Source organism: [Chlorobium] sp. 445 (genome assembly GCA_002763895.1).
Classification (GTDB): domain Bacteria; phylum Bacteroidota; class Chlorobiia; order Chlorobiales; family Thermochlorobacteraceae; genus Thermochlorobacter.
On record NSLH01000015.1, the window covers coordinates 1 to 12,068 of the forward strand.

9 protein-coding genes and 2 pseudogenes are annotated in these 12,068 nt (G+C 43.4%); 6 read left to right on the forward strand and 5 right to left on the reverse strand.

Going from position 1 to position 12,068, the window contains the following annotated elements; genetic code table 11:
• Positions 1-92: 92 nt before the first annotated feature.
• Positions 93-953 (forward strand): annotated as a pseudogene (metX, locus tag CMR00_07405) (homoserine O-acetyltransferase).
• A 254-nt stretch (positions 954-1,207) separates the two neighbouring features.
• Here the strand turns inward: metX and CMR00_07410 are convergent.
• Positions 1,208-1,396, reverse strand: a complete 189-nt coding sequence (locus CMR00_07410) for a hypothetical protein (GenBank protein PIO47927.1) — start codon at positions 1,394-1,396, stop codon at positions 1,208-1,210.
• A 59-nt stretch (positions 1,397-1,455) separates the two neighbouring features.
• Here CMR00_07410 and CMR00_07415 point away from each other — a divergent pair, with 59 nt between their 5' ends.
• The 3 genes and pseudogenes from CMR00_07415 (at position 1,456) to CMR00_07425 (ending at position 6,398) form a co-directional block, all read left to right on the forward strand.
• Positions 1,456-3,867: a ribonucleoside-diphosphate reductase subunit alpha gene (locus CMR00_07415; protein PIO47928.1), complete on the forward strand. Its 2,412-nt coding sequence runs from the start codon at positions 1,456-1,458 to the stop codon at positions 3,865-3,867.
• A gap of 143 nt (positions 3,868-4,010) precedes the next feature.
• Complete coding sequence (locus CMR00_07420) at positions 4,011-5,378, forward strand: DNA methyltransferase (protein PIO47929.1); 1,368 nt, start codon at positions 4,011-4,013, stop codon at positions 5,376-5,378.
• Between the two features lie 13 nt (positions 5,379-5,391).
• Positions 5,392-6,398, forward strand: a pseudogene (locus CMR00_07425) (ribonucleoside-diphosphate reductase).
• Between the two features lie 77 nt (positions 6,399-6,475).
• Here the strand turns inward: CMR00_07425 and CMR00_07430 are convergent.
• The 4 genes from CMR00_07430 to CMR00_07445 form a co-directional block, all read right to left on the reverse strand.
• A complete protein-coding gene (locus tag CMR00_07430; protein ID PIO47930.1) occupies positions 6,476-7,939 on the reverse strand; it encodes a hypothetical protein in 1,464 nt (487 codons plus the stop codon).
• A gap of 72 nt (positions 7,940-8,011) precedes the next feature.
• Positions 8,012-9,730: a hypothetical protein gene (locus CMR00_07435; protein PIO47931.1), complete on the reverse strand. Its 1,719-nt coding sequence runs from the start codon at positions 9,728-9,730 to the stop codon at positions 8,012-8,014.
• A gap of 48 nt (positions 9,731-9,778) precedes the next feature.
• Entirely contained in the window at positions 9,779-10,375 is a 597-nt protein-coding gene (locus CMR00_07440) for a hypothetical protein (protein PIO47932.1), read from the reverse strand.
• A 20-nt stretch (positions 10,376-10,395) separates the two neighbouring features.
• A complete protein-coding gene (locus tag CMR00_07445) occupies positions 10,396-10,914 on the reverse strand; it encodes a two-component system response regulator (protein PIO47933.1) in 519 nt (172 codons plus the stop codon).
• A 109-nt stretch (positions 10,915-11,023) separates the two neighbouring features.
• Here CMR00_07445 and CMR00_07450 point away from each other — a divergent pair, with 109 nt between their 5' ends.
• Both CMR00_07450 and CMR00_07455 read left to right on the forward strand, forming a co-directional pair.
• Positions 11,024-11,503 (forward strand): hypothetical protein, encoded by a 480-nt coding sequence (locus tag CMR00_07450; protein PIO47934.1) that lies wholly within the window; start codon positions 11,024-11,026, stop codon positions 11,501-11,503.
• A complete protein-coding gene (locus CMR00_07455) occupies positions 11,500-12,066 on the forward strand; it encodes a hypothetical protein (GenBank protein PIO47935.1) in 567 nt (188 codons plus the stop codon). The genes CMR00_07450 and CMR00_07455 overlap by 4 nt, the downstream gene beginning before the upstream one ends.
• Positions 12,067-12,068: the final 2 nt, after the last annotated feature.

A 12,068-nucleotide genomic window follows, 5' to 3' on the forward strand; every position in this document is an offset into this window, starting at 1 on the left:
TTGTCACGGTCTTACAGGCTCTGCAGATGCAGATGAGTGGTGGGCGCCACTTTTTGGAGAAGGTCGCGCATTTTGATGCTTCAAAAGATTTTATTGTCGCCAGCAATGTGCTTGGGGGATGTTACGGTACAACAGGCGCCACCAGTCTCAACCCACACACTGGCACATGGTATGGTGCACAGTTTCCGCTTGTTACGATTCGTGATATGGTTGCAGCACAAGCCTTGCTCATTGCTGCACTTGGCATCAAGCAACTCAAGCTCGTGATTGGTGGCTCTATGGGTGGCATGCAAGTCTTGGAGTGGGCTGTGATGTTTCCCGACAAAGTCAAAGCCCTTTGCCCGATTGCTGTCTCTGGTCGGCACTCTGCGTGGTGCATTGCCATTAGCGAAGCCGAACGCCATGCAATTTACGCTGATGCACGCTGGCAGAACGGCAACTACTCACCTGATGATCCACCGATAGCCGGGCTTGCTGCTGCGCGCATGATGGCAATGATTTCCTACCGAAGCAAAGTCAGTTTCGATATCAAATTCTCGCGTGCGCTGCAATCTCCTGATGCCGATATGTTTGCTGTTGAAAGCTATTTGCGCTATCAAGGCAAAAAGTTCATTGAGCGCTTTGATGCAAATACCTACATCACACTCACCAAAGCTATGGATACGCACGACCTTGCACGCGGTCGCGGTGATTACGAACAGATTCTTCGCTCGATTCCACAGCCCACACTTGTCGTTACCATTCCCTCCGACATTCTCTATCTGCCTGAAGAACAAGCTGAACTTGCGCGTTACATTCCTTGCGCTGAACTTGCCACACTTCACTCGCCACATGGACACGATGCATTCCTCATTGATATGGATCAACTCAATGAGCTTGTCGTAGCTTTTCTCAAAAAACTCGAATCTGGCTATCCTCTGCGCCGCTGCGATGATGACGATCTTGCCTCGTAGCACGGGCATTTCTCACCTGCTCTCTTTTTCTCAAAATGAGAAAATCTCTTAACTGTCCTTGAATTCTGAGAAAATCTTTCTCAAAGTGAAATAGACTTTATTCTGTTATACTTCTTTCAAAAAAATCTTCGAGAAAATTGCGTCGTTTTTTTGCGATACTCCCTACATGCTCCTAAATTATTGTTATTGTTGCATCACACTACGCTTGCCTGTGCTTTTGATGTTCGGACCACATGCTCACGGCACGCAGCAGTCTACGTCATTGCAAGCGTCACTAACACAAAGGCATATGACTTGGCTCGTGCTTTGCACGCAGTCGTTTTTTGAAGTCCAATAGGCTTTTGCGGGAGGCTTTTTTCTTTTTGTTGCTGCGTTATGCTGTTGTTGTAACAAAGTCTGAGACACAGTGCAATAAAGTCAATAAATAATATCGAGTTGATCATGTCGCCATTTGTGCGGCACCTCAATCATCACATAGCACAAGACCTAGGAGGACTTGCTCATGTATGTTGTCAAACGCGATGGTTCGCACGAAGAAGTTAAAATTGAAAAAATTCTGCATGCAGTCTCACGTGCTTGTCGTGGCATTGAGAATGTGGTTGCACTTGAAATAGCAAAGCGTACTATCAACGGTTTGCATGAAGGGAGTACTACAGAAGAGCTTGATAATCTTTCAATTGAGACGGCGGTCATGCTGACGGTTGAGGAGCCGAACTATTCGAAAGTTGCGGCGCGCATGCTTGCCGAGACCATTCGCAAAGAAGCTGGGCGCGATGAAGCCTTCCGTGATTACATCAAAACAGCTGATGAACTTGGCTTGATTGATAGCCGAGTGCGTGTCCTTGCCGAAGAGGATTTTGAGACGATTGAGTATGCAATTGTCCATGACCGTGACGATTTGTTTGAATACTTTGGCTTGCGAACAATTTATGACCGATACCTTTTGCGCCACCCCAAAACGCGCAAAGTTATTGAGCGTCCGCAATGGATGTTTATGCGCGTTGCGCTGGGCTTATCGAACAGCATCACGGAAGCCATTGAGTTTTACGATATCATCTCGAACTTTCTTTACATGCCCTCGACGCCGACGCTTTTTAATTCAGGCACGCGCCATGCACAGATGAGTTCATGCTACCTTTTGACGATTGGCGAAGACAGTCTGGAAGGCATCTACAAAGCCTATGCGGATTGTGCGCAGCTCTCGAAGTGGTCGGGCGGCATTGGCATTGATTGGACGCCGGTTCGTGCGTCAGGTGCGCTCATCAAAGGCACAAACGGTAAATCCAACGGCATTATTCCCTTTCTCAAAGTGATGGATTCGAGTGTTCATGCGGTCAATCAAGGCGGCAAGCGCAAAGGTGCCGCTGCGATTTATCTTCAGCCCTGGCACGCCGATATTGAAGCTTTCCTTGAACTGCGCAACAACACAGGTGCCGAAGAGCGGCGCACGCATAATCTTAACCTTGCACTTTGGGTACCCGACCTTTTTATGAAGCGCGTCGAAGCCGATGCACATTGGTCGCTCTTTTCACCGAGCGATGTGCCCGAACTTCTGAACACCTACGGCGATGAATTTGAGCGCTGCTATGAGCGCTACGAAGCGGAAGGCAAAGCCATGAAACAAGTCGCTGCACGCGCACTTTACGGCAGAATGATGCAAACACTTGCCGAAACCGGCAATGGCTGGATGTGCTTCAAAGACACTTCAAACAGACGCTCCGCACAAACCGGCAAGCCGGGCAACATCATCCACAGCTCCAACCTTTGCACGGAGATTTTGGAAGTCACCTCACAAGACGAAACTGCCGTCTGCAATCTTGGCAGTGTGAATTTGAGTGCATTTGTGCACAGCGATGACACTTTTGATTTCAACGGCTTGCGCAAAGTGGTACGCATTGCCACGAAGTTTTTGGATCGCGTGATTGATATCAATTTCTATCCGACCAAAGAAGCGGCAGCTTCAAATCGACGCTGGCGACCGGTCGGCTTAGGACTGATGGGCTTGCAAGATGTGTTCTTCAAAATGCGTTTGCCCTTCGATTCACCTGAAGCTAAAGCGCTCTCGAATCGCATCTCCGAAGTGATTTATTATGAAGCGCTCAGCACCTCCATGAAGTTAGCCGAAGCGTTTGGAGCATTTCCCGCCTTCAAGGAAACCAAGTATGTCGATGGTAAGCTCGCCGTGCATCTTGCCAAAGATTATGGTATTACGCCAACCTTACACGAAGATTGGGACACACTCGCTGAAGACATTAAAGTTAAAGGTTTGCGCAATTCGCTGCTCATCGCAATTGCTCCAACGGCGACCATTGCTTCTATTGTTGGCTGCTACGAATGTATTGAGCCGCAAATCTCAAATCTTTTTAAGCGTGAGACACTCTCGGGCGAGTTTTTACAAATCAACCGCTATCTCGTTGCAGACCTCAAACGCTTAGGGCTTTGGACACCACAAATTCGCGCCGCTATCATCGAAGGCGAAGGCTCGATTCAACACATTGAGCAGATTCCTGAAGAAGTGCGCAGGCTCTACAAAACCGTGTGGGAGATTTCTCAAAAAGCCTTGATTGATATGGCTTCGGAGCGTTCAGCTTTTATTTGCCAATCGCAATCGCTGAATCTTTTCATGGAATCGCCCACGATCGGCAAGCTCTCCTCGATGTACATGTATGCTTGGAAAAAAGGCTTGAAGACAACTTACTACCTGCGTTCACGCGCCAAAACGCGCATTCAGAAAACCACGGTTGCCAGTGCAAAAGACACTTCACCGATTCAGGAAGTTGCCACAGTGCTTGCCAACGCGGTTGCAACTGGTGGATTCAGTTCTGGCAACGGGCATACATTTTCGGAAAATAACGCTAAAGATGCGGTGTCTTGCTCGCTTGAAAATCCTGATTCATGTGAATCTTGTCAATAATTGCAGCACAGCCTTTTCCATTAGGACTTGAGAAACGCGGTTCAGTGATGCCGATGATTTTGTAGCACTTCTGTAGCACTTCATGATGGCGTTTGTATGCAAGCGGCAGACTGCACGACAAAACATACAGCAAAATTATTTTTATGTCTCATCATGGTGTGTCATTCAATTCACAAATAGCGGCATCTGAGCTGTCATTCAGAAAGGATTTTGGCATTTTCTTTACGCCTGCTTGGGTTGTAGATTTTATGATTAGTCTCATTAGCAGTGAAAAATTCAGGAGTCAGCACCTTTCAATCTTGGAGCCAGCTTGCGGTGATGCACAGTTTTTGCGGGGCTTAAAGCGAAATAAAGTGGCTTTGTACAACAAGGCACAAAAAACTGGCGTTGAAATCAATAAAAGTGTGTATGTGCCTCTTAGAGAAGATGAAATTAAGATTGTTTTCGCTGATTTTCTGCTCTGGGAACCCGGTCAAAAATTTGATCTTATTCTGGGTAATCCACCTTACGGTATCCCGAGTTTATCTAAGCACTATGCTATCAAGGTAGATGACAGCACAAAAGCAAGGTATAAGCAACTTTTTAGTACATGGTATGGAAAATACAACATCTATGGTGCATTTATTGAAAAATCTATTGAGCTACTAAAAGAACAAGGTGAGCTTATTTTTATTACGCCTGCTTCTTTTCTTTTTCTTGATGAGTTTAAGAAGTTGCGTGAATTTCTCGCACGACATGGTGAGACAGTTATCATCTACTTAGGTGATAAGGTTTTCAAGCCTGAGGCAGATATTGCTGCTGCTGTCTTGAAGTTTGTGAACCGTAAGAAACATGCTGGACATCTTTCACTTGGCGAGTATGTTCATCAAAAAATTATTCCGCACCGACACAAAACAAACTGGCAAGGTGAAATTATCACATTTAGAAGTGCCTTTACTGATGCTCTAAAAGAGCATTGCAGTTTTTCGCTTGGGGATCTATTTGACGTTCGCATTTCACCACGGACGCCAGAAATCAAGAAAAATTCATACATTATTTGCAGTAAAAAGCAAATAGACAAAAATTATTTACCGATTTTAAACAGTCGGAATTTACAAGTCGGTAAAATTATTTATGAACCGCTTACATCGTGCTGGATTCACAAAAACAAAACAGGCACACTACGAGCTTATTTTAACAAACCGCATATTGTTGTCGGCTTAGGCTTTCGTGGCGAGCGTCAGATTGCTGCAGCTTTTGATGCACGGGCTTATCCATGGATGGGCGATGTCTATCATCTTATTGCAAAAGAGTGTTTTACTGACATAGAGCTAAGTCCTCAAGATATTGTGCAGTATCTAAATTCTGCAACTGTTCGCAGGTATATTATGGACACTTTTCGGGAAGTAACTTATCATTTAAGCATAACACAACTCAAGCAGATTCCTTTGCCTAAAACTTTTAAGGCACTGCAGCAATTGCTGCATCTTTCTCATTGCCATACGTATCACTCTCAATTAACAGTTAGTTAAAAATTAAAAAGCCATGATTTTATCACCTGATCTTGATCTGACACTGCGCCCAATGAAATACCCACAATTCTTCAAGCTCTATAAAGATTCTATTAAAAACATTTGGACAACGGATGAACTAGATTTTTCACTCGACTATGAGCATTTGCGCGATAAAGTCTCCCCCAAAGAAGCGCATCTGATTAAGCGTCTTGTTGCATTCTTTGCAACAGCTGATAACATTGTTGGACATAATCTTGTCCTGAATCTTTACAAGCATGTCAATTCACCTGAATATCGCATGTTCTTAGGCAAGGTTCTTTTTGATGAAATGCAGCATGTTGAAACTTACCTTTTGCTTGTCGATAGTTACATTCCTGACATTCGCGAGCGACAGGAAGCCTTTGCAGCGTATCAAAATGTGCCGTCCGTAAAACTCAAAGCTGATTTTTGCTTTAAGTATATGGATTCTATTGAGCATCTTGATAAACTCGACACCGACGAGAAGAAGCGACAATTTTTGGAAAATTTAATATGCTTTGCAGCATGCATTGAGGGACTATTTTTCTTCGGCTCGTTTGCTTATGTGTATTTTTTGCGTCATCGAGCTTACTGCCTGGTCTTGCTGCTGCTACAAATTGGATTTTTCGTGATGAAACGATGCACATTCAAGGTGCCATGGAGGTTGTGCATGTCATTCGCGCTGAATATCCTCATCTTTTCGACAGCGCGCTCGAGAGCCGCATACATCGCATGCTCGATGAAGCCATTGCGGTTGAAATGAATTTCTGTGACGACTGCTTGCATCACGGCATCACGGGCATCTCGCCATCTATGATGCGTGATTACTTGGGCTACTGTGCTGACCAACGCTTGGAGCAACTCGGTTATGAAAAAAAGTACAAAACTAAAAATCCATTTCCGTTTATGGTGCTCCAAGATGTTCAGCCGCTTACGAATTTCTTTGAAAAGCGTGTAACAGAATATCAAAAGGGCTTTGATGCCAGTGCGAAAGCCATTAGCTTTGATGAAGAATTTTAAGCACAGTAAGCCCCTTTAATAGCTGACACCTTGAACTGCCATGCACTTGTTCTTCGAAGGGAATAGCATCAGGCAGTTCAGGTATTTTCTGATTCTGTACGACCTCGCTTTAGCAGTGCAGCGATTTTTTTTAGGCTCTCGATTTCGTATTCGCTGTGGCGGCCTTGCCTTGTTCTCGTATCAGTTTGTGTGGGCTCAGTTCGTTGTGATTTTGGTTGTTTCAAATACAGTTGTCTTTGACGCAAGCCATGCTCCACACGGCGACGAAATTCTTCTACAGCAATCAGCAAACTTTCACGCAATTTGCTAACATCCCAAGGTTTTTGAATATGCCGAAAAATTTGTCCTTCATTGACCAGACGTACAATATCCTCAAGGTCGGTGTACCCTGTCATTAAAATTTTTGGCACCAGCGGAGCAATGCGATGGGCTGCAATAAGAAAATCTACACCACTCATGCCGGGCATGCGCTGATCTGAAAGTAATACAGAAATAAGAGCATTAGATTCGAGTACATCAAGTGCTGTACGCGCATCATTACAAGCAATCACATTAAATTCATCTGAGAGCAAATCTGTGAGTGCAGTTAGCACGCGCTTTTCATCATCCACTACTAAGACTTTTGGTTTTCCACTTCGTCCATAAAACACTTCACGGAAGTTACGTAAGTCTTCTAACTCTTCGTTCATCAACGATAGCGATAGCGTTGGCGTTACTGCTTCAGTTGTTTCATTTTTTTCATTTTCACTTTCGGCAAGTGTTTTTTCTAAGAGCGCTATATGCTCATTGAGCTTTGCGAAAAATTCTTCTTCAAAACTCTGGTATTTTTCAACTTCTGCAATGGTTTCTGGTTTGAATGTTGCAAAAAACTCTTCTTCAAACGATGCATATTGTTTCTTACTTTCTTCTGTCTGATTCGATGATGTCTGTGCACTTTGCTGCGTTTTACTTTTATTTACGGACTCTGCATGTGTATCATTTTTTACTATTTTTTCTAATTCGGTTTGCTCCGCATTCGATGGTGTATGCTCTCTTTGTGATGGTTTATCGTTCGGCTGCATTAACCTCTCGCCTGATTTTGACGCAATTGGCGTAACTGGCTCTTTTGTCAATGTAGCTTTGTTCTGTTCACGCAGCATGTTTTGGTTTAGCTTTTGCTTGCGTAACACAAAGGATGCTGCAGCAAGAGAAACAATTGATTTTAGCGTTTCTGGCTGCCATGGTTTGCGTACATAGCGGAAAATTTCTCCCAAATTCACCGAATCTAAGACTGCATCGAGGTCGGTGTATCCTGTCAGAAGAATTCGCATCGTGTCTGGGAGAATTTGTTTGATTTGTTTTAGCAAGTCGACTCCCTTCATTGTCGGCATGCGCTGATCGCTAATCACCACTGCTAAATCCGGGTTTTGTATGGCAAAGTTCAGGGCATCTTCACCACTTCTTGCGGTTATCACAATAAAATCATTATCGAAAAGTTGATGCAATGATTCTAAAATCTGCGGTTCATCATCGACAATCAACATTTTCAGTTTATTCATCATGCCAGATGCCTTATTTTGGTGATGTGAAGTCTTAAGTCGAGATTTTAATCACGAATATCTTACAACATTTCATTATGCATTTTGCATAACTTGAGTCTGTACAGTCTCGTTAGGCTTTATGAAGTCTTGAGCAGGAATTCGAATAATAAATGTTGTACCTTTTCCACTTTCTGTTTCAAAGAAAATTTTTCCGTTATGCTTCTGAATGATGCTGTAAGCGATGGCGAGTCCTAAACCCGTACCTTTTCCAACAGGTTTTGTTGTAAAGAAAGGATCAAAAATTTTATTCTGAATTTCTTTTGGAATGCCCGGTCCATTGTCAGAAATTCGCACTTCAATTTCTGAATTAATCAGTGCAGTGGAGATATGAATTTTTGCATTAGATTTACCTTCTAAGGCATGTACTGCATTTTGCAGGAGATTTAAGAAGACTTGATTAAGCTGTGCGGGATAGCATTCAATCATTGGCAGATTAGCGTAGTCTGTTGTTACTTGAATATCGTTTTGCCTGAGTTGCGGTGCAAGCATTGCTAAACTCCCTTTTAAGCCTTCATGAATATCTGCTTTTTTCATTTCAGCTTCATCGAGGCGTGAGAAATTACGCATACTTCGCACAAGATTTGCCATTTGCTCCAAGCCTGACTGTGAAGCCGCAAGTAATCGCATCACACGCTCCTGTGCTTCATCGAGTTCGGCAATCGTGCCACATGGAGATTCAGCAACAGCTTGCATTTCTTGTACAGCTGCATCAAACTGATCCTCATAAATCAACTCTTGAGCTTTTAATGCCTTGCGTAAGGTATCAGCAAGTTCTATAAAACGCTCGCGCACCAGTACCACATTTGTATTAATATAACCGATTGGTGTATTAAGTTCATGCGCTACACCTGCAACCATTTGACCAAGTGAACTCATCTTTTCGTTTTGAATAAGGTATGCTTGTGTTTCACGCAATTTCTTCAAATTGCTTTCAAGTTCACGATTAAGTTTTTCAATTGTAAGTTTTTCCGTGTTAATCAATTCATTTTGCTCTTTGATTTTTTGATTTTGCTCCAATATCTGCCTTGTACGCTCTTGAATTACCTTATCTTGCGCTCGCAGCGACACTGAAAGTCGAAACACCATCGCTAAAAACACCAGAAAACTTAAAAGTAGCGCACCAATTTGAAATCTTTGCAAAATATTAATTCTGTCTTCAGACAAAAAACCTAAGGTTACAATAAAGTTTCGGTTATACTCTGCAATTTTATTTTTGAGATGCATTAAAATTGGATCGGATACTTTGACAAAGAGCATGGTATCTAATTTTCCTGCTTCAATTGCCGCAGCAAATGTATTGAAGTTTTTCTCAACGGTTTGCCACTCTTTTTGAATCTCTTCAAGTATTTCTTTCAACGCCGGGTCAGTTACAGCTTCAATTTGCAATGTTTTGCCATCGATTTCCAGCGTATCTCCAACACTTAGTGCATTTGTATATCGGACGAATCTGTGCGTGGCTTGCACAGCTTGCTCAAGCCGCCTAATTACATCTTTACCTTCCATATAAAGTTCGTAGTTAGCTTTCTCGAGATGCTCGACAACGCTGACCCAGCTTTTCTGCTGCTGCGTGGCACAAAAAATTTGTTGTGCATCTTGCTGACTTTGCCGAGATAGCAAAATGCTAATCACAAAGGCTGACGCAACAAGGCAAAAGAAGATAATCGCATAGACAATTAATTCGCCATATCGCATAAGCTGAATGCCCCTTGTGTCACCGATGTATATTTTGTTTTGAGATAATGAAGTCTGCATAACTCGAGCATCTTGAGTTGTAAGCTACAGACAGCGCATTTGCCATCTTTACAATTTTTTCTTGCGCACTTCGCCTAGCATTCTAAGTTTATTTGCAAGTTCTGTATTAGCTTGATTATTAGCTTGATTCTGCTCTGGATGTCCTTCGTTGTTTTGGCTCACGGTGCTCTGCGCCTCTGACTCTTGGTTAAATAGCATACGGCCAAACTGTTCTCGTTCAGCAAGATATGTCACCAATCTTTCTTTGTAGAGTTCTACTGCCTCTGCAATTGTAGCCTTGAGTTTGCGTGAATCCCAAGGTTTCTGAATGTAACGATGAATTTGCCCTTCGTTGATAAGGCGTACCACATCTTCTACATCCGTGTAAGCAGTGATAAGAATTTTTGGAATAAGCGGCGCAATGTGGCTCACTTCAATCAAAAAGTCTGTGCCTGTTTTGCTGGGCATGCGCTGGTCGCTAATTAGTGCTGCAATCAAGACATTGGCTTCTAAGAGTTTCATAGCCTCATCTGCACTCCGGCTGGTCAAAACTTCATAGCGATCGCCCAACAGTTCCGCAAGTGAGTTCAGTACAGAGGGTTCATCATCAACCACGAGCAACGTCGCTTTGCCTGACTTCCCTTCTAAGAGTTTCTCGGGTGGAATGCCTTGCTTTAAGCGCTCATTTACCTTTTGAAAAAACGTTCTTCTGCATCTTGCTTTTTTCGAAGCTCTTGCAGTACAGTTGGCGGCAAGAACAGACGTTTTGGCATAGCTTCACGTGGTTTTGGTGGCGTTTTACTTAGCACTTCTGTAATTCTTTCTTTACTCAAATAGGTATTTTCTGCAAGAGACAAAATCGCGGTGAGATTCTCCACATCCCACGGTTTTCTCACATAGCGAAAGACTTCTCCGACATTGACCGAGTCTAAAATGGAATCAACATCCGCAAAGCCTGTGAGCAGAATTCTCATGGTGCGCGGAGAAAGTTCCCGTACAGCACGTAACACTTCTACCCCTTTCATGCCCGGCATACGCTGGTCGCTCATCACAATCGCAATACTTTGATTCCTTACAATTTCCAGCGCTTCCTCGCCACTTGTTGCCGTGAAGACCTTGTATTTTCTGCCGAACAGTTCTTTGAGCGACTCTAAAATGCTAGGGTCATCATCGACAAAGAGTACAGAGAGTTTTTCATTCTGCATTGTTGTTCCTTTTTGTTGATGCGTTTTTGCTTTCTCTTTTGGCTAACTTTTAGCTACGTGTCATAAGCTCGGCGCATCAACACTTTAAAAAATTTTGCCGAATCTAACCGTGATTCGCATCGTACATCGCTTCATGAAGATTTTTATGTGCCTTCTGCTTCTTGCGCTTTCATTTGGCGCAGTTTTGCAACGCGCACCAGATGGCATCTTGGGCGAGTGGCAGTTAGAACCCGCTTACCGTCATCATACGGGGGCTCCTATCTACCTTCGTCTCAAAGAATCTTTACAACGTGATACCATCATTATGATTGACTCCATTAAACTCAAAGATGGCACGATGTTTCGCCAAGAGCTACGCTTGCCACTTTCGCTCTTGGAGCACTCCCCCGAGCACTTAGAAGTGGTCAAATGGTATTCACGCCCAACTTGGCTCCATGTTGAATACTATCAGAAAATCAGTAAACCCGAGCATCTGGCACTCACATTAGATTTTGAGCTTGAAGACGGTCGCTTGCGCCTTCGTAAAACTCGCCGAGAATTTGGCATTGATGAAACCGAAGTATTTTACTACATACCCTTCAAACGATGAACATGCGTCTTGTTATCTTTTTGTTTTTCTTTTTGCTTCCGTGCCCAGTGCACAATTTTCATGTGAGTTACACCAAAATTGCCGTTGAGCAAAATATCGCTGTTATGAATGTACGGTTCTTTACAGATGACTTGGAGCTTGCGCTTCAACGCCGCTTCAATCTTACAGACTTCAAACTTTCTGCAACGCCGCTCTGCGATTCACTTTATCTTTTATACTTCAATCAGCACTTTGAACTCCACAATAATGGCAGTGTCATTCGCCCGACTCTACTCTCCAGTGGCATTGATAAAGATATGTGGTGGTATCAACTGCAATTCTCAAGTCCCCAGCCGATGCAACATCTTTCTATCAAGAACACCCTTCTCTTTGATGTCTTTGATGATCAAAAAATATCGTTCAGATTATGCACTTTCCCTCTGAAAAAATGGAATCCTTCTACTTTATTCACGGCGCAGAGCGCTATCAATTTTCTTGCCCATAATTGCTCAGCTATTTTCACCACTGGACACGGCGCAGCAAAATCAATTTTGTCTCCTGTTTTGTGGAACAAAGTAGCTTGAAG

Bases quoted from the DNA above. Each gene is read 5' to 3' on its own strand.
- CMR00_07410 (PIO47927.1), bottom strand. From the start codon at position 1,396: ATGATCAACTCGATATTATTTATTGACTTTATTGCACTGTGTCTCAGA.
- CMR00_07415 (PIO47928.1), top strand. From the start codon at position 1,456: ATGTATGTTGTCAAACGCGATGGTTCGCACGAAGAAGTTAAAATTGAA.
- CMR00_07420 (PIO47929.1), top strand. From the start codon at position 4,011: ATGTCTCATCATGGTGTGTCATTCAATTCACAAATAGCGGCATCTGAG.
- CMR00_07430 (PIO47930.1), bottom strand. From the start codon at position 7,939: ATGATGAATAAACTGAAAATGTTGATTGTCGATGATGAACCGCAGATT.
- CMR00_07435 (PIO47931.1), bottom strand. From the start codon at position 9,730: ATGCAGACTTCATTATCTCAAAACAAAATATACATCGGTGACACAAGG.
- CMR00_07445 (PIO47933.1), bottom strand. From the start codon at position 10,914: ATGCAGAATGAAAAACTCTCTGTACTCTTTGTCGATGATGACCCTAGC.
- CMR00_07455 (PIO47935.1), top strand. From the start codon at position 11,500: ATGAACATGCGTCTTGTTATCTTTTTGTTTTTCTTTTTGCTTCCGTGC.